10 protein-coding genes are annotated in these 18,730 nt (G+C 72.5%); 6 read left to right on the forward strand and 4 right to left on the reverse strand.

Annotation, left to right across the window (positions count from 1 at the left end; all coding sequences use genetic code 11):
• The first annotated feature begins 144 nt into the window (after positions 1-144).
• Positions 145-648, forward strand: a complete 504-nt coding sequence (locus tag WME85_RS27930) for a hypothetical protein (RefSeq protein WP_437825442.1) — start codon at positions 145-147, stop codon at positions 646-648.
• Between the two features lie 441 nt (positions 649-1,089).
• On the opposite strand, the gene WME85_RS27935 is transcribed toward WME85_RS27930, so the two are convergent.
• From WME85_RS27935 to WME85_RS27945, 3 genes are all read right to left on the reverse strand, one after another.
• A complete protein-coding gene (locus tag WME85_RS27935; RefSeq protein WP_437825443.1) occupies positions 1,090-2,391 on the reverse strand; it encodes a response regulator in 1,302 nt (433 codons plus the stop codon).
• Between the two features lie 90 nt (positions 2,392-2,481).
• A complete protein-coding gene (locus WME85_RS27940) occupies positions 2,482-7,761 on the reverse strand; it encodes a trifunctional serine/threonine-protein kinase/ATP-binding protein/sensor histidine kinase (RefSeq protein WP_437825444.1) in 5,280 nt (1,759 codons plus the stop codon).
• 439 nt (positions 7,762-8,200) lie between these two features.
• A complete protein-coding gene (locus tag WME85_RS27945) occupies positions 8,201-8,812 on the reverse strand; it encodes a TetR/AcrR family transcriptional regulator (RefSeq protein WP_437825446.1) in 612 nt (203 codons plus the stop codon).
• A 386-nt stretch (positions 8,813-9,198) separates the two neighbouring features.
• Here WME85_RS27945 and WME85_RS27950 point away from each other — a divergent pair, with 386 nt between their 5' ends.
• Together WME85_RS27950 and WME85_RS27955 are read left to right on the forward strand one after the other, a co-directional pair.
• Positions 9,199-10,683 carry a serine/threonine-protein kinase gene (locus WME85_RS27950; protein ID WP_437825447.1) on the forward strand — a complete coding sequence of 495 codons (1,485 nt, stop codon included), beginning with the start codon at positions 9,199-9,201 and terminating at the stop codon, positions 10,681-10,683.
• Positions 10,684-10,693: 10 nt separating this feature from the next.
• Positions 10,694-11,842, forward strand: a complete 1,149-nt coding sequence (locus WME85_RS27955) for a hypothetical protein (RefSeq protein WP_437825448.1) — start codon at positions 10,694-10,696, stop codon at positions 11,840-11,842.
• Between the two features lie 45 nt (positions 11,843-11,887).
• Here WME85_RS27955 and WME85_RS27960 read toward each other — a convergent pair whose 3' ends face one another.
• Positions 11,888-13,309 (reverse strand): PQQ-dependent sugar dehydrogenase, encoded by a 1,422-nt coding sequence (locus tag WME85_RS27960; protein ID WP_437825450.1) that lies wholly within the window; start codon positions 13,307-13,309, stop codon positions 11,888-11,890.
• A gap of 274 nt (positions 13,310-13,583) precedes the next feature.
• On the opposite strand from WME85_RS27960, the gene WME85_RS27965 reads away from it, so the two are divergent.
• The 3 genes from WME85_RS27965 to nrfD all read left to right on the forward strand — a co-directional run bounded on the left by WME85_RS27965 (position 13,584) and on the right by nrfD (position 18,729).
• On the forward strand, positions 13,584-14,234 hold the full coding sequence (locus WME85_RS27965) for a cytochrome c3 family protein (protein WP_437825452.1): 651 nt from the start codon (positions 13,584-13,586) through the stop codon (positions 14,232-14,234).
• Positions 14,235-14,323: 89 nt separating this feature from the next.
• A complete protein-coding gene (locus WME85_RS27970) occupies positions 14,324-17,389 on the forward strand; it encodes a TAT-variant-translocated molybdopterin oxidoreductase (protein WP_437825454.1) in 3,066 nt (1,021 codons plus the stop codon).
• A complete protein-coding gene (gene nrfD / locus WME85_RS27975; protein WP_437825455.1) occupies positions 17,386-18,729 on the forward strand; it encodes an NrfD/PsrC family molybdoenzyme membrane anchor subunit in 1,344 nt (447 codons plus the stop codon). The genes WME85_RS27970 and nrfD overlap by 4 nt, the downstream gene beginning before the upstream one ends.
• The last annotated feature ends 1 nt before the right edge of the window (position 18,730 follow it).

Consider the following 18,730-nt stretch of genomic DNA (forward strand, 5'->3'; position numbering starts at 1 on the left):
GCGGGCGTCGGAATCGTGCGAGACGCGCGAGCGGTTGAACGGGGCGCGGGGCGGCGGGCACGCAGCATCGGGTGGGCAGAGGGCGCCGCGTTGCTGGGCGGCGCCGCTGTCATGAGTCCATCTCCCGGATCAGGAGCGATGAACATGAATATGCGCACGGCCTCCGAGTGGGCCCTCGGCCTTTCTTTGTGCCTCTTCTCGACGACGGTCGGTTGCTACATCGAGACCGACCGTGACTGCGATTGGGACGACGACGAGGAGTGTTTCTGGGATGACTCGCATGACGCGCCTGACGCGCCTGACGCGCCTGATGCGCCTGACGCGCCTGACGCGCCTGACGCGCCTGACGCGCCTGACGCGCCTGACGCGCCTGACGCGCCTGACGGGCCCAGCGTCGGGCGCCCGGACGGCAACGGCGGTGACAGCGGGGGGGAGTCGGCCGCGTGCGATGCGGACTGTGACTGCCCGAGCGGCAACGAGTGCGTGGAGGGGGCCTGCAAGACGCCGTGCGCGGCGTCGTGCGATTGCGCCGAGGGCGAGTCGTGCGAGGCCGGTTACTGCGAGCCCCCGCCCGAGCCGGCCATCTCCTGCGAGGTGGACTGCGATTGTCCGGGCGGCAGCGCGTGCGTGGAAGGCGTCTGCAGCTGAGCTGCGCGGCGCTCCCGGGCGCCGCGACGCCTCGTGCCAGCCCCACGCCGTGCGGCTGGCCGGGAGAGGGGCTCGACCTGTGATGCAGTGATGCGTCGCATCTTCTGATGTGGTGATCAGAAGAGAAGAATACAAACCGCCAAGACGCCAAGTACGCCAAGAGAAGACAGAGAGAGATAATAAATTCTATCTTCTCTCTTGGCGTTCTTGGCGCTCTTGGCGGTTTTCTCTTCTCCGGCTCTCTGGGCAGTGAGCGCGCGTGCACGGAGACCCCCGACAGGATCCCGCGCTAGACACCGAACAGGTTGAAACCCAGAGAAAATGAACCACAGAGGCACAGAGGGCACAGAGGCACAGAGCTTTTTTGTTGTTCCTCTGTGTCCTCTGTGCCTCTGTGGTTCAAACCTCTTCATTCCCGCGCGTTTCAAGCTGCTCGGTACTCTAGGACCTGCGGCCGCGGAGGGCGAACGCCACGCCCTCCTGCAGCGTGAGAAACGTCCTGAGGCCCGCCAGCGAGATGCCGAGCGCGACGAGCTGCTGCGCCGCCTCCGGGCCGAGGCCGGTCAGCACCGGCTCGGCGCCGAGCAGCTGGACCGCGCCCGCCGTCCGCTCGAGCTCCGTGGCCATCTGCTCATCCATCCTGGGCACGCCCGTGACGTCGATGATCGCCGTGCGGGTGCCCCGCGCGACGATTCCCGCCAGCAGCGCCGACCGCATGCTCTCGCCGCGGCGCGCGTCGAAGTCCCCGACCAGCGGGACCACGACCACGCGCCGCGAGATCGGCACGATCGGCGTCGACAGCGCGCCGAGCGCCTCGACCTGCGCCGTGAGCGCGATCTCCCGCTCGCGCAGCAGGCTCTCCTCCTCCTGGCGCTGCCTGAGCTCGGTGACGTCCGACAGCGAGACGATCGCCTCGGCACGGTCGCCGCCCAGGGCCGTGATGCGCACGTCGACGTGCCGGCGCCCCTCGGCGCCGTCCACGGAGAGCTCCATCCGCTGGCTCGCCGCCTGATCGATCGCGCGCCGCACAAGATCGAGCACCCGCGCCGCGTCGCCCGCCGGCACGAGCTCCTCGAGCGAGGAAGGGACGGCGCCGGCGCCGCTCCCCTGCGGCGGCCGGTACTCCAGGCACCGCCCGCGCCGGTCGACCCGCACGATCCCCTGCGGCAGCGCGTCGACGAGCGCCCGGAGGTGCGCCTCGCGCTCGAGCAGCGCGGCGTGCGCCCTCGCGCGCTCCCGCTCGTGCCGCCACTTCGCGCTCAGCGCCGCCGCCATCTGGCGCACCTCCATCGGCTCGAACGGCTTCTTCAGGATCAGGTACCGGTCCACCTGCGAGAGCCGGTTCGCGATCTCCTTCCAGGAAAGGTCGGTGTACGCCGTGCAGAACACGGCCTGGATGTCCGGATCCTCGCGGAATATCCGCTGGATCGTCTCCACCCCGTCGATCCCGGGGGGCATCCGGAAGTCCACGAAGGCCACGGCGTAGGGCTCCCCGACCGCCCGCGCCTGCCGCACGAGCTCGACCCCCTCCTCCCCCTGGTGCGCCAGCGTGAGCTCGACGTCGAGCTCGACCGCCGGGAGGGTCCTCGGCGCGTCGAGGTCGCCGAAGAGCTCGGCCTCGTGCTCCTCGAGCGAGGACCTGGAGGGAGCCGCCTTCAGGATCCTCTGGAAATCATTATGGATCGAGGCGTTGTCGTCGACGACGAGGATCCTCGTCCGGGAGAGCGCGCTCGCTTTGTTCATGTCCAACCTCGGCCAGCGCCGGTGCCTCGATCTGAGCGGGCCGGGGCTGCCGCGCACGGCAGATCGCTGCTCGCCTGGGCCGGATCCTCTTCAGCTGACGGCATCCGCATGGATCCTCCCGCTCCGGGGCGCCGTGGCCGGGAGGTCCAGCGTGAACTTCGCGCCCCGGCCCGGGCCCTCGCTCTCCGCGCGGAGCGCCGCGCCGAGCAGGCGGGCCTCCAGCACGCTCGCGTGCAGGCCGAGCCCCGTGCCCTCGGGCCAGGTGGTGAACCCCTGCTGGAACAGCCGCGCCAGGTGCTCGGACGCGATGCCCACGCCGGTGTCCTCGACCTCGACCGAGCACCCGCCGCCCGCGAGCGGCGCGCACCGGACGACGACGCGGCGGTCCGGGCCCACCGCGTGGCACACGGCGCGCCGCGCGTTGGTGATGAGGTTCGTGACGATCTGGAGCAGCCGGTGCCGGTCGGTCTCGACCCGCGCCTCGTCCGAGAGCTCGCAGAGCACCTCGATGCCGTGGTGCGCGCGCTCGGCGCGGTTCAGCCCGACGCGCAGGGCGTCCTCGACCACCGACGAGACGGTGACCGGCTCGACGATGATCTTCATCCCGGCGTTGCGGAGCTGATCGGACACGATGTCGCGGATGCGGCTCACGCACTCGCCGAGCTCCGCGAGCTCGGAGGCCGAGCTCTCCTGCTCGGACGCGAGGTGCCGGGCGAGCTCCTCGATGTACTCGATCAGCCGCTGGCCGCGCGGGTCCTCGGCGAGGAACGCGGCGAGGTCGCCCTGGTTCTCCCGGAGGAGCTGCGCCACCTGGGCGAGCCGCGGGACGCGCGAGCCGGCGATCCGCTCCGAGAGCTGCATCCGCAGGACCATGACGCTGTTCAGCGCGTTGCCCACGTTGTGCATGGCGCTGTCCGCGACCTCGGCCATCCCCGCCTTGCGCGCGGCGTCGACGAGCTTCTGCTGCGTGCTCGTGAGCTCGCGCGTGCGCTCCTCGACCATGCGCTCGAGGTCCTCGTAGACGAGCGCGTTGTTGAACGAGACGGCCGCCTGCGCGGCGAGCAGGTGGAGGATCTCGAGCCGCTCGGGCCCGAACAGCCCCTCGAGGAGGTTGTTCTCCAGGTAGACCGCGCCGAGCACCCGCCCCTTGAGCAGGAGCGGCGTGCAGAGCATCGACCGCACCTTGCGGGAGCTCACGTAGGGGTCGTCGCGCAGGGCAGGATCGCGGGACGCGTCCGCGTAGATCACGCTCTCGCGCGTGCGCACGGCGAGCCGCACGACGGAGGCGCAGACCTCGTCGCTCTCGTCCTCGAGCGGGATCGAGGGCAGCACCCTCGACTCGGGCGGGTGCGCCACGCCCTGGGCGACGAGCACGAGCCCGTCGCCGCGGACGAGGAGCAAGGTCCCCCGCTCGGCGCCGGCGTTCTCGACGAGCACCTGCACCATGCTGCCGAGCAGCCGCTCGACGACGAGCTCCTGGGAGAGGACGCGCGCCGCCTTGAGCAGCGTCTCGACGTCGAAGGCGTCCGCCCGCACGCCCCCCGGCGCGGCCGTGGCGCGCCCCGGCCGGATCAGCGGGAACTCCTCGGTCAGGCGCGCGATCTTGCGGTCGACGCCCCAGCGGCTGTAGGCCTGGAGCGCGTCCGCGAGGAAGTCGAGCGCGACGCGGGTCCTGTCGCGCGACATCCAGAAGCGGCCGGCGAGCTCGCACGCGATGGCCTCGATGTTCGGGAAGTCGTGCTGGCGCGCGAGCGCGATCGCCTCCTCGTAGGACCTGGCCGCGTCGTCGAGGCGCCCGTCGAGGCGCGCCGCCTCGGCCTCGACGAGCCGGTGCTTGTGCGAGAAGTTCGCCGGGCAGCTCGCCGTCCAGCCGCGCAGCCGCTCGCGGCACGCGTCGAGATCGGCCCGCAGCCGCGCCCGCTCCCCCTCCTCCGCCGCGGGCAGGACCGCCGCGATCGCGAGCGCGCGGTAGAACCTGAGCGCCGCGGTCTGGAACTTCCCGGCGAGGAAGCCGAGGTTCTCCTCCGCCTCGTCGGCGACCCGCAGCGCTTCCGCCGGTCGGCCGTGCAGGGTGAGGCACATCGTCTTCAGGATCTGGTAGTGACAGAGCGCGTAGCGCGTCTGGTGCGCCTCGCACTCCTTGAGGAACTGCTCCTCCGTCAGCGCCTCCTCGGCCGCCGCGGCGTCGTCGCCGGTGAGGTCCCGGAGCGCGAGCAAGAGGCCGAGGATGCTGTTCGTGGCGACCGTGTGCCGGGTCCGCTTCGCGAAGCGGAGCGAGTCGGGCAGCTCGTCGAGCAGCCCGCGCGCGCTGGCGCCGCGGAAGAGCGGGTTGAGGAGCAGGTAGATGAGGAAGTAGCCAGCGAACTGCAGGTCGCCCGCGTCGAGGCCGGCGCGGTAGCCGTCCCGGAACAGCGCGTCCGTCTCCGAGAGCGGCCGCACCCACGACTGGATGTTGTTGCCGAGGATGTAACAGGCGCGGCAGAAATCGCCCTGCATGCGGAACCGGAGGCCGATATCGGCGGCCAGCCGCCCGAACGCGTAGCCCTGGTGGTAGTCGCCGTGAAAATGGCCGATCAGGCCGCCGTACATGGCGAAGCCGTAGGACGCCTCGGGGGTGAGCCCGTGCTCGAGCGAGATCCGCACGATGCTGCAGCAAGCGAAGAAGTTCAGCTTCTCGAGCTTGAGCATGTAGAGCGGCGCCATCAGCTCGTTGAGCACGCCGACGGCGAGCCGCTGGCCCTCGTCGGCGATCTCCTCCGCGTCGATCAGGGACGCGGGCGGCCGGCCGGCGAGCAGCTCCTTCACCCGCGCGGCCTCGGCGTCGACGAGCGCCGCGAGCTCCGCCTCGCCCGCGCGGGAAGGCAGCGCGACGCCGATCAGCGCGAGCGCCTCGCGCCCGGCCTCCACCGTGTCGGTGAAGCGCCCGCGCATCGTGTACTGCACCATCCGGAGCTTCAGGAGATCGGCCTTCTCGACCGGCGTCCGCGCGTAGCCGAGCGCCTCGGTGACGAGCGACTCGGCGGCGTCCATGGCGCCGAGCAGGTACTCCACCTCGGCCAGCTGCCGGAGCAAGGGGAAGGCGAGCGCGTAGTGCGACGCGAAGGCGCCGTCCGGGAGCAGGCGGCGGCCCGCCTCGAGGTAGCGCCGGGCGGCCGCGTAGGCGGTCGCCTGCTTCGCCCGGACGGCGGCCTCCAGGTTGAGCTCGGCGATCGCGAGCCGCTCCGCGCCGTCGCGCACGAGGGCGAGGCCCTGATCGAGCTGCTCGACGATCTCGAAGACGCGCTCGGCGCGCTCGTCCGGCGCCGCGCCCTCGAGGAGCCGGCGGCCGATCCGGAGGTGGACCGCCTCGCGCTGCTGCTGGTCGATGAGCCCGTAGACCGCCTGGTGCACGCGGTCGTGGAGGAAGCGGAACCGGCTCGAGGCGGCCGCCTCGCCGGGCGCGCTCGCGAGATCGCCCCCGCTGCCGAGGATGTACTCGTCGCGGATCGCCGGCTCGAGGCGGCGCGCGACCTCCGCCCTGTCGAGGCCGGCGATCACCGCGAGCGTCTCCAGATCGAAGGTGTTCCCGATGCACGCGGCCAGCGTCAGGAGGTCGACCGTGGCGGCCGCGAGGGTGCGCACGCGCCCGCTCATCAGCTCGACGACGTTCTCGGTGAACCCGCGCGCCTCGATCTTCTCGATGTCCCAGCGGAAGCGGCGCTCGTCCGGGGAGAAGTAGACGAGCCCGTCGGCGTCGAGCGCCTGGAGGAACTGCCGCGCGAAGAACGGGTTCCCCTCCGTCTTGTGCATGACCAGCCGCGCGAGCGGCTCCACCGCGTACGGGTCCTGCCGCAGGGTGTCGGCCACGAGCCGGATCAGCGACAGGAAAGCGAGCGGGAAGAGCTGGATCGTGTTCACCCGCACGGCGCTCGCCTGCACGGACCTCAGCGTCATGAGCAGCGGGTGGCTCTCGTTCACCTCGTTGTCGCGGTAGGCCCCGACGAGGAGGAAGGGCCCGAGCTCCTCGCCGCCGAGGAGCCCCTCGAGGAGCCAGAGCGTGCCGGCGTCGGCCCACTGCAGGTCGTCGAGGAAGAGGACGAGCGGCCGCTCGCTGCCGCAGAACGCCTTGAGGACCCCCCGGAACGCGAGCAGGAGGCGGTGCTGGGCCTCCGCCGGGCCGAGCTCCGTGGGCGCGGGCGGGATGTCCCCGGCGCCAAGGACGATCCCGACCTCGGGCAGCACGTCGAGGAGCAACGAAGCGTTCCTCCCGAGGCACTTCTGCAGCGATCGCCGCGCCTCCTCGACGCGCTCCGCGCTCTCCGCCAGGACCTGCTGGAGCAGGCTCCGGAGCGCCTGGATCACCGCGGAATACGGGATCCCGCGGTGCAGCCGGTCGAACTTGCCCGAGATGAAATAGCCGTGCTCGCGGGTGAGCGGCTTGTAGATCTCGTGCACGAGCGACGTCTTGCCGATCCCGGAGTAGCCCGTGATCATGATCGCCTCGCGGCTGCCGCCGAGCACGCGCTCGAAGATCGACAGGTAGTACTGCGCCTCCCCCTCGCGCCCGTAGAGGCGGTGCGGGATGCGGAACTGGCCGGAGACGTCGTGCTCGCCGAGCGGGAACAGGTCGATTCGCCCGGTCTCGCGGAGCGCGCCCTCGCACCGCTCCAGGTCCTTCGACAGGCCCTCTGCGCTCTGGTACCGCTCCTCGGCGTCCTTCGCGAGGAGCTTCATGATGATGGCGGACACGGCCGGAGGCACGGAGTCCTCCGGGAGCGGCGCGGGGGGGCGGGCGAGGTGGGAGTGCATCCACTCGAGCGGCCCGGAGGCGTCGAAAGGCAGGCGCCCCGCGACCATCGCGTAGAAGACGACCCCGAGCGAGTAGAGGTCCGTGCGCGAGTCGAGGGACCGGTTCATCCGGCCCGTCTGCTCGGGCGACATGTAAGGCAGTCTGCCCTCCTCGACCGTGCTCTGCGCCTGGGGGTGCTCCTTCCGGAGCCGCGTCGAGAACATGAAGTGGGTCAGCCGGACCGCGCCAGTCGCCGCGTCGACGAAGAAGCTCTGCGGCTGGATGTGCTTGTGAATGACGCCGCTCCTGTGCACCTCGGCGAGCGCGTCGGCCATGCTCGCGGCCCGCGGGAGGAACTGCTCGATCGGGAGCGGAGAGCGCGCGAGGAGCCCGTCGAGGGGCACGAGGTCCTGGTCCTCGAAGACGAGGACCGGCGCCTCCCCGGAGAGCTCCATGAGCGTGGGGCTCAGCACCTGCGAGGCGCCGAGAGAGCGGGTGATCTCGAATTCGTTGAGGAGCGCGCCCGCGGCCGGAGCAGCCGTGTGACGAGGTGAGTCGAGGTGAGCTTTGAGCAGGACGCGCCGCTCATCGCTCTCGCGCACAGCACGTACGATGCTCCACCGCTCGTTCGTCGTCTGCAACACCTCTTCGCTTCGATAGCCCACAGTCGCGTGCAAAGCTCTGCTCCGTTCTGAAGATGCGCCGACTGACCGCCGGCAAGAGCCGCATCGTAGGCGAGCGACCGGCCGCTGTCACAGAAATTATCGGGAATCCCGGCGCGCCGGCGCTCGTGAGCCGGAGATCATCGGGAGCCGTCCCGCGCGCGAGCAGGCCTGTCGGCGAGCGCCCCGGCGGCGGCTCAAGCGCGTTGGTGTCGAGGCGAGATGAGCTGGATCGTGCCGTGTGGGTGCTCAACGCAGGTCGGCCAAAGCCTCGCTGGTCCGGTCGAACGCCGGCGGCGAAGGGGGATGTCCGACGCGGGGCAGCCCCGCCGCGGCCACAGGCGAGCTGGCCGCGCAAGCGGGGATAGGCCGGCGAGGGTCAGCGAGCTGGCCCGCGGGCGGCGAGGCCGTAAAGGACGACCCGGTGGACCGCGGACAGCATCGCCTCCACCTCGTCGCGGGAGCTCTGGAACAGCCACGGGGGAGAGAAGCTCGCGTAGGCCCTGAGGAGCGCGCGCGCGGCGAGCTCGGGGTCGGCCGCGTCGAGCTCCCCCGCGCCGGCGCCGCGCGCGATGAGGTCGCGGAGCAGCGCGCGCTCCTCGTCGAGGAAGCGGGCGTGGGCCGCCTTCACGGCGCGGCTCTGGCAGTGCACGAGGTCGCACGCGTGCGCGCCCGAGCCGGCGAGCTCCAGGAAGGCGCGCGCGCGGGCGTCGAACACGGCGCGCAGCCGGTCGCAGAAGGGCAGGCCGTCCGCGGCCGCCGCGGCGCGCATGGCGGCCATGACGGCGCGGTGCTGGCCCTGGGAGAGCTCCTCGACGATCGCGTCCTTCGAGGCGAACTCGAGGTACACGGCGCCGACCGCGATCTCGGCCTCGCGCGCGATGTCGGCCACGGTGGTCTTGGCGGGCCCATACCGGCGCAGGAGCCGCTCCGTCGTCTCGAGGATCCGCTGGCGCCGCTCGCTCGCGCTGCCGGGGGGATCGTGCTCCATGACGCGCGCGAGTTTCTCCCGGATCCACGCCCGGGGGAAGCGCCCAGGCCGCGTCCGGAGCGGCCGGGCAGCGCCGGGGCGGCGGGAGGCGGGCGCGGAGGAGGCGGCGGGCGCCGCGCGAGGGGGAGAGGAAGGAAGGAGCACGAAAGCAGCACGGAAGGAGCTCGGGCGAGGATCGGGACGGCGCGCGCAGGGAGGCGGCGGCGCGCGTGCGCCGGCGCGCGTGCGCCGGCGCACGCGCGCCCTTCGGCGCACGCGCGGGAGCCCAGCCCCACGATTGATCGCCGTCCGTCAGGCGGCTATCGTGGGCTGGCTTTGCGCCGGGTTTTCCTCGAAGTTCGCGCGTTCACGCGATCGGCGACCCGGGGCGTCGAAGGGACCGAGCCATGACGAGCACCGCGCCGACACACGACGAAGCCGACGGGCTGGTTCGAGAGGGGCAGGTGCTCGCCGGGAAATACCGCGTCGAGCGGGTGATCGGCGCCGGCGGGATGGGCGTGGTCGTGGCGGCGACGCACCTCCAGCTCGAGGAGCGGGTCGCGATCAAGCTGCTGCTGCCCGCGGCGGCGCACTCGCGCACGCTCGCGGAGCGCTTCGTGCGCGAGGCGCGCGCCGCGGTGAAGGTGAAGAGCGAGCACGTGGCGCGCGTGACCGACGTCGGGACGCTCGAGTCGGGCACGCCGTACATGGTGATGGAATACCTGTCGGGCAGCGACCTCGCCGAGGCGCTCCGCGCGGGCGGGCCGGTGCCGGCGCAGGCCGCGGTGGAGTACGTGCTCCAGGCGTGCGAGGCGCTCGCCGAGGCGCACGCCGCGGGCATCGTCCACCGCGACCTCAAGCCGGCGAACCTGTTCCTCACGCGGCGCGCGGACGGCTCCCCGTGCGTGAAGGTGCTCGACTTCGGGATCTCGAAGGTGGCGACCGGCGGCGCCGACCCGCGGATCACCGACACCAAGGCCGTGATGGGCTCGCCGCTCTACATGTCGCCAGAGCAGCTGAAGTCCTCGCGCGACGTCGACGCGCGCACCGACATCTGGTCGCTCGGCGTCATCCTGTTCGAGCTGCTCGCCGGCGAGCCGCCGTTCGACGGCGCGACCATGCCGCAGCTCTGCGTGGCGATCATGCAGGGCGTCCCCCGCCCGCTCGCCGCGTTCCGCGCCGACGTGCACCCGGCGCTGGAGGCCGTGGTGCTGAGGTGCCTGGAGAAGACGCCCGAGCGGCGCTTCCGCGACATCGGGGAGCTGGCCGAGGCGCTCGCGCCCTTCGCGGCCGGGCGGGCGCGGATCTCCATCGATCGGATCAGCGGGATCTCGCGGAGCTCGGGGCCCCCGCGGCCGGCGCTCGCGTCGGGGAGCGGGACGACCGCCCCGACCCTGGTGGGCACCTCGCCGTCGTGGAGCGGGACGGTCGTGCGGCGGAAGCGGCCCACGGGGCTCGCCGTCGCGCTGGCGGGCATCGGCCTGTCGCTGGTCGCCGCGATCGCGGTCTTCGCCTTCCTCAACGCTCGCGCGCGCGGCGTCGACGACGCCGCGACCGAGCCGTCCGCCGCCGCCTCGGCGGATCCGCCGCTGTCCGCCGGCGTGGGCGCCGCGACGCTGCCGGCCGCCTCCGCGGCGCTCACGCCGGCCGTCACGCCCGGCGCCGTCGAGGCGCCCGCGCCGGCGGACGGCGCGGCGGGCGGCGTGGCGCCGGCCGCCTCCGCTGCCGCGTCCGCAGCGCCCGCCAGCGGCAAGCCCGCGCCGGCGCGACCGGCGAGCGCCGCGCCGCGGGCCGCGGGCGCCGCGCCCGCGCCGCCGCCCCGGGCCGCCCGGCCGCCTGCCGCGGCGCCCGCGGCGCCGGCCAACGGCAACCTGTTCGACGATCGCAAGTGAGGACACCACCATGACGAGCCTGCCGATGCAGCACCTCGGGCGCCTGCTGGCGCTCGCGATGTTCCTTGCCGCCCTCGTGGGCGGCGGCCGCGACGCCAGGGCCGACACAGCGGCGGCGCAGGCGCTGTTCGACGCGGCCAGGCAGCTGATGGCCCAGGGCAAGTACGCCGACGCCTGCCCCAAGCTCGAGGAGAGCCAGCGCCTCGACCCGGGGATCGGCACGCAGTTCAACCTCGCTGCCTGCTACGAGCAGCTCGGCCGGACGGCGAGCGCGTGGTCGACGTTCCTCGAGGTGGCCGGCTCGGCGAAGGCCGCCGGCCAGCTGGAGCGGGAGAAGGTCGCGCGGCAGCGCGCCACGGCGCTGGAGCCGAAGCTCATCCGGCTGACGATCACGGCGCCGGCCGACGCCCCGGCCGACCTGCAGGTGAAGCGCGACGGCGCCCTCGTCGGGCGCGCGCAGTGGGGCACGCCGGTGCCCGTCGATCCCGGGAAGCACACGATCGAGGCCTCCGCCGCGGGCAAGGCGCCGTTCGCGAGGACCGTCGACCTCGCCCGGGCGGGCGTCACGGAGACGGTGGCCGTCCCGCCGCTGCCCGCGGGCGCGCCGGTCCGCGCCGCCGCGCCGCCGCCGGCGAGCGGCGCGGCGCGGCCGACCAGCGGCGCGGCGCAGCCGGCCAGCGGCGCCGCCGCGCAGCCGACCAGCGGCGCTGCCGCCGCGCGGCCGACGACCGGCGGCGCCGCCCTCGCGCCGGTCGCTGGACGCGCGCCGGCGCCCCCGGCCCAGCCGCTGACCCGGCGCCGCAGCAAGGGGATGATGGTCACGGGCATCGTCCTGACGAGCATCGGCGCCGTCGCCCTCCTCGGCGGGGGCCTGGCGCTCGCGTCGACGTGCTCGGGCTCCGACTGCGACGCAGGCTCGTTCGACGACTCGCTCGACGACGAGTCCCTCGACTACCTCGATGAGGAGGACAGCGGCGCGGAGGCCGGGTACGCGCTCATCATCGGCGGGCTCGTCTTCGCCGGCGTCGGCATCCCGCTCGCCATCATCGGCGGCCGCCGGGTGCCCGTCCAGCCGGAGAAGAACGCCGCCTCCGCGCCTGCGCGCTCACCCGAGCTCGTGCTCGGCCCGCGCTACGCCGGGCTCCGCTGGTCGATGTGAGCGCCGGCGTGCGCGCCGCGGCGCGCACGCCGCGGCCGCCGGCGCTCACTCCGGGTCGACGCGGTACACGGTCCCGCTGAAATCGACGACGTACACCTCGCCGGTGCCGTCCTGCCCGAAGCTCGAGATGCTGAACCCGAACGACCCGAGATCGTCTGTCCGGTCGACCGGCGTGGAAGCCGCCCCGCCCTCGTACCTCAGTGTCCATACCCTGCCGCTGCAGAAGTCACCGTAGAAGTAGCTCCCCCGGAGCCACGGGATCCGGCTGCCCCGGTAGACGTAGCCGCCGGTGACCGAGCAATCCTCGATGACGCTCCCGGCATGGGCGTACTCGGCGGCGGGCAGCGTGGTGAGGCCCTGGGGATCGCAGTCCTTGGCCGGCGTGAAGCAGTGCGCGCCCTCCATGAGGCGCCAGCCGTAGTTCTTCCGGCCCTGCCCCGCCGGCTCGATGTCGATCTCCTCCCACAGCTTCTGGCCCACGTCGGCGATGTAGAGATCGCCCGTGCACGCGTCGAAGCTGAAGCGGTAGGGGTTCCGCAGGCCATGGTCCCAGATCTCGGGCCGGACGCCCTCGCCCGTCATGTTGCCTTCCGGGATGCTGTAGGGGTGCGTCGAGACATCGAAGCGGAGGACTTTCCCGAGCAGGGTCGTGAGATCCTGGCCATTGCCGATGTCCGAGTGGCCGGGGCCCTGATCGTTGCCGCTCCCGCCGTCGCCCAGCCCGAGATAGAGGAAGCCGTCCACCGGGCTGAACTCGAGCGAGCCGCCGTTATGGTTGCGCTGCGGCTGCGCCTGCTCGAGGTACGTGGCCACCGGGGTGGGATCGGCCACGTCCGGGCGCTCGCCCCGCTTGAACTCGACGACGCGCGTGTCGCCGCCCGTCACCTTGTCCGAGTAGTGGACGAAGAAGCGGCCGTTGTCCTGGTAATCCGGGTGGAAGGCGAGCCCGAGGAGGCCGCGCTCGCCGTTGCCGCCCGTGAACATGACCAGCTCGTGGATGTCGAGGAACGTCGTCGGCTCGGCGGCGCCCTCGTCGAGGACGAGGATCCGGCCTGGCTGCGTCACGATGAAGAGCCGCGCCGGGTCGCCCGGCGCGGATTTCGCGAGCAGCGGGAACTGGAGGCCTGAGACGACCGGGGTGAGCTTGAGCGGGCCCTCCTCCTCGTCGTCGCTCGCCGGCGAGCAGCTCAACCCCGCAGCGGGCGCGCCGCCGCTGCCGCCGCCGCCGCCGTCACCGCTGCTCGCGCTGGCGTCGCTCCCGCCACCGCCGCCGCTGCTCGCGCTGGCGTCGCTCCCGCCGCCGCCGCCGCTCGCGCTCGCGGCGCCGCGGCCGCCCGCCCCGCTGCTGGCCGCGGGGCCCCCGCCGGTCGCGCTCGCCGGCACCGGCGATATCGATTCCTGCCGCGAACACGCCACGAGGGCAATCCCGGCCGCCACGGGAAGGGCGATGACAAGCAGGGGCGACACGGTCGAGCTCGATGGCCTCATGAGGGGAAGATATCGCAGATCTCCGCCCCAACAGGCGAAGATCGCGTGATCGCCGGCACGCGAGCGCGCAGGTCGCACGCAGTCGGGCGCGAGCAGTAGAGGCGCACGCCGGACGGCGCCGCTCCGGGATCACCCGAGCTCGCGACCCCCGGCGCGCGAGAGGCGGCGAGATCGCGAAACGAGGCCGCCGATCCCCGCATCGATGGAGACGGCCGCGTTGCCGCAGGGTGGGCGAGGCTGGCCACACGAGCTCATGGCATCCGTTTTTCCGCGCTGGAGCAACACCGCCTTTCGACTCGCCATCGCCGCCGTCTTCCTCGGCGGCGCGGCGGCCGTGGCAGCGCCGATGATCTATGTGCGCTCCGACTGGAACACCGGGAAGAACGTGCCCGTGCAGCAGCCGGTGCAGTTCGACCACAGGCACCATGTGCAGGACGACGCCATCGACTGCCGGTTCTGCCATTACACGGTCGAGCGGGCGGGCAACGCGGGGATGCCGTCGACGGCGCTCTGCATGGGGTGCCACAGCCAGATCTGGAACCAGAGCCCCAAGCTCGAGCTCGTCCGGACCAGCTATTTCTCGGGCACGCCGATCCCCTGGAGCCGCGTCACCGACATCCCCGACTTCGTCTACTTCAACCACGCGATCCACGTGAGCAAGGGCGTCGGCTGCGTCACCTGCCACGGCCGCGTGGACCAGATGCCCGACGTCCACAAGGCGTCTCCGATGACGATGGGCTGGTGCCTCGACTGCCACAGGGCGCCGGAGCGGCACCTCCGCCCGCCCTCGGCGATCACCGACATGGACTGGGACGCCGGCCCCGACGCGGAGCGGATCGGCCGGCAGATCGCGCAGGAGCGCGGCGTGCGGCGGCTCGTGCACTGCTCGACCTGCCACAGGTGAACCCCAGGTGAACCCGAGAGACGGACGCGCGGCGAGCAGGGGAGAGCAGCACCGGCGGCGGCGCCGATCCACCGATGATCTGAAGAGGGATGATGGCTGACCGAACACAGACCCCATGGAGCCCCGCGCTCGACGGCAAGACCGGCAAGGCCTACTGGCGCAGCCTCGCGGAGCTCCTCGAGACACCGGAGCTCCGCGACGCCGCGGCGCGGGCGCTCCCCGGCGCGCTCCTCGCCGCGCCCCTCGTCGATGGCGACAGCCCCGGCGCGCTGACCCGGCGGAGCTGGCTCAAGCTCCTCGGCGCGAGCATGGCCCTCGCCGGCGTGTCCGGGTGCAACGCCAAGCCCGCGGACAGGATCGTCCCGTACGTGAGCACGCCGCCGGAGGTGACCCCGGGGCTCCTCCGTTACTACGCGACCAGCCTGGAGCTCGACGGGTTCGCCACCGGCGTCCTCGTCGAGAACCACGAGGGGCGGCCGACGAAGGTCGAGGGCAACCCGGAGCACCCGGCGAGCCTCGGCGCGACCGGCGTCCACGAGCAGGCGTCGGTGCTCGGCCTCTACGATCAGCACCGGGCGCGCGCGGCGCGGCGCGGCGCCGGGCCGGCGGCGTGGGAGGCGTTCGTCGAGCAGTTCGCGGGCGCGCGGGACGACCGCGGCGCCGGGCTCCGCTTCGTCCTCAGGCCCACCGGCTCGCCGCTCTTGCTCGACCTCATCGGCCGCATCCAGGAGCGCCATCCGGCGGCCCGGTTCACGTTCCACGCGCCCGCCCGGTCGCCGCACGCGGCGCGCGGGGCCGAGCTCGCCTTCGGCGCGCCGCTCCAGGCGCAGTACGACTTCCGGACAGCGGACGTCATCCTCTCGCTCGACGCGGACTTCCTCGCGTCGATGCCGTTCAGCTTGCGGTACGCGCGCCAGTTCGCGGAGCGCAGGCGCATCGGCTCGCCGACGGGCACGATGAGCCGGCTCTACGTCGTCGAGCCCGGGCTGACCCCGACCGGGAGCATGGCCGATCACCGCCTGCGCCGGCGCCCGAGCGAGGTGCCGGCGATCGCCGCGGCGATCGCGGCGGAGCTGCTCCTCGCGGAGGGCGCGCGCCCCGGGGGGGCCGTCCCTGCGGAGGCGCTCGGCGCGCTCCAGCCGCTCGGGCTGCTCCAGCCGCGGGTGCGCGCGGAGGACCGGCCGTTCATCCAGGCGCTCGCGCGCGACCTCGCGCGCGGCGGCGCGGCGAGCGTCGTCGTCGCCGGGGAGCGGCAGCCGCCGCCGGTCCACGCGCTCGCGCACGTCATGAACGCGGCGCTCCGCAACGACCGCGCGGCGTGGGCCACCCCGGGGACGCTGATCGCGGCCGGCGCCGCGGAGCAGGACCTCGCCGCGCTCGCCGACGAGATCCGGAGGGGCGGCGTCGACACCCTCGTGATCCTCGAAGACAACGTGGCGTACACCGCGCCGGCAGATCTCGAGCTCTCCGCGCTGCTGCGCGCCGTCCGGAGCCGGGTCTACCTCGGGCTCTACGAGGACGAGACGGCGGCCGGCTGCGACTGGTTCGTGCCCGCCGCGCACGAGCTCGAGGCCTGGGGCGACGCGCGCGCCTACGACGGCACGATCTCGCTGGTCCAGCCGCTCATCGAGCCGCTCTTCCAGGGCAGGACGGCCGCCGAGGTGCTCACGGTGTTCGCGGGAGAGCCGCGCCGGAGCGCGCGCGAGCTGCTCCGCGACGCCTGGCGGGCGCGCCGGGGCGGCGACGATTTCGACGCGTTCTGGGAGGACGCGCTCCGGCGCGGGCTCGTCGAGGGCACCGCGGCCCCGCGCGAGGCCACCGCGCTGCGGCCGGACGGCATCGCCGCGGCGCTCGGGCAGCTCGCCGCGACGGCCCCGGCGCCGGCGGACACCATCGAGGTCGCCTTCTCGACCGACGCGACCGTCTATGACGGCCGGTTCGCCAACAACCCGTGGCTGCTCGAGCTGCCCGATCCCACGACCAAGCTCACCTGGGACAACGCCGCGCTGCTCAGCCCGGAGACGGCCAAGGCGCTCGGCGTCGAGAGCGAGGACATGGTCGACATAGAGCTCCGCGGGCGAAGTCTCTCGATACCGGTGCTCGTCGCGCCGGGCCACGCCGACGGGACCGTGTCGCTGAAGCTCGGCTACGGGCGCAGCGGCGCCGAGTCGATCGCCGCCGGCGTGGGGTTCGACGCGTACCGGCTCCGGACCGCGGACGCGCCGTTCTTCGCGGCGGGCGCGTCGGTGAAGAAGCGGCCGGGCCAGAAGCACCCGCTCGCCCTGACGCAGCGGCACTTCAGCCTGCAAGGGCGCCCCATCGCGCTCTCGGTTCCCCTCGCCGTCTACCGCGAGCACCCCGACTTCACGGAAGCGCTCAAGGGGCCGCAGCCGTCCTTGATGCCCGTGGCGCCTGCCCCCGGGGTGCCGCTCGCGCAGTGGGCGATGACGATCGATCTCACGATCTGCACCGGGTGCAGCTCGTGCATGGTCGCGTGTCAGGCCGAGAACAACGTCCTCGTGGTGGGGAGAGAGGAGGTCCTGAAGAGCCGCGAGATGCACTGGCTCCGGATCGACACCTACTACTCCGGCGACCCGCGCGACCCGCGCGTCGTGCACCAGCCCATGCTGTGCCAGCACTGCGAGAAGGCGCCGTGTGAGTACGTGTGCCCCGTCAACGCGACGACGCACAGCCCCGACGGCCTCAACGAGATGACCTACAACCGCTGCGTCGGGACGCGGTTCTGCTCGAACAACTGTCCTTACAAAGTCCGCCGGTTCAACTGGTTCGACTTCACCGAGCTCCACGCCTACAACGACGGGCTCGCGCGGCTCCAGCGCAACCCCGACGTGACCGTGCGGGAGCGCGGCGTCATGGAGAAGTGCACGTACTGCGTGCAGCGGATCCGCCGCGCGGAGATCGCCGCGCGCGTCGAGCAGCGCGCGATCCGGCCGGGAGAGGTCGTCACCGCCTGCCAGCAGGCGTGTCCGACGCGGGCGATCCAGTTCGGCTCGCTCGAGCACAAGGAGACGGAGATGGTCGCGTGGCGGGGCGAGCCGCGGAGCTTCGAGGTGCTCCACGACCAGGGCACCCGGCCGAGGAACATCTACCTCGCGCGCATCGACAACACGAACCCGGAGCTCGACGAGCCGTGACCGAGCCCCTCCTCCTCGGCCGGCCCACCGACGCGGCGCTCTCGGACGATCTCCTGTCGGTCGTGTGGAAGCCGCGATCCAGGCTGTGGTCGGCGGCGTTCGCCCTCGCCGGGGCCGGGACCGCCCTGCTCGCGGTGACCGTCACCTACACCGTCGTCACCGGGATCGGGGTCTGGGGCAACAACATCCCTGTCGGCTGGGCGTTCGGGATCATCAACTTCGTTTTCTGGGTCGGAATCGGCCACGCGGGGACGTTCATCTCCGCGATCCTGCTCCTGCTCGAGCAGCGCTGGCGCACGAGCATCAACCGGTTCGCCGAGGCGATGACGCTCTTCGCCGTCATCCAGGCGGGCCTCTATCCGCTCCTGCACCTCGGCCGGCCGTGGTTCGCCTACTGGCTCGTCCCCTACCCCTCGACGCTCCGGGTCTGGCCCCAGTTCAAGAGCGCGCTGCCGTGGGACGCCGCGGCCGTCTTCACGTACTTCACGGTCTCTCTCGTCTTCTGGTACCTCGGGCTCGTCCCCGACTTCGCGGCGCTCCGCGACCGCGCCCCCGACCGCCGCCGGCGGGTCATCTACGGCGTCCTGTCGCTCGGCTGGCGCGGCTCCGCGCGCGACTTCCGCCACTACCGGCTCCTCTACGGGCTGCTCGCCGGGCTCGCGACGCCGCTCGTGCTCTCGGTCCACTCGATCGTGAGCACCGATTTCGCGATGGCGCTCGTGCCGGGCTGGCACTCGACCATCTTCCCCCCGTTCTTCGTCGCCGGGGCCATCTTCTCCGGCTTCGCGATGGTGCTGACGCTGCTCATCCCGGCGCGCCGGGTCTTCCACCTCGGGAACATCGTCACCCAGCGGCACATCGACAACCTGAGCCACCTGACGCTCGTCACCGCGTGGATCGTCATCTACTCGTACATCATCGAGTTCTTCGCCGCCTGGTACAGCGCCTCGGAGTACGAGATCTATCAGTACTTCGTGGCGCGCCCGAGCGGGCCGAACGCCGCCGTCTTCTGGGCGCAGATGATCTGCAACGTGCTCGTCCCGCAGCTGCTCTGGTCCTCGCGGGTCCGGAGGAACATGGCCCTGCTCTGGATCATCTCGATCCTCGTGAACGTCGGGATGTGGTCCGAGCGGTTCGTGATCATCGTCATGTCGCTGCAGCGCGAGTTCATCCCGTCGGCGTGGCACGCCTACCGCCCGACGTGGGTCGATCTCTCGATGTTCGCCGGGACGATCAGCTTCTTCCTGCTGCTCTTCCTGATCTTCCTGCGCCTCTTCCCGTTCATCCCCGTGGCCGAGGTCAAGGAGCTGAACCACGAGCTCAGCAAGGAGGAGCACTGAG

The organism is Sorangium sp. So ce1153 (assembly GCF_051521595.1).
GTDB lineage: Bacteria > Myxococcota_A > Polyangia > Polyangiales > Polyangiaceae > Sorangium.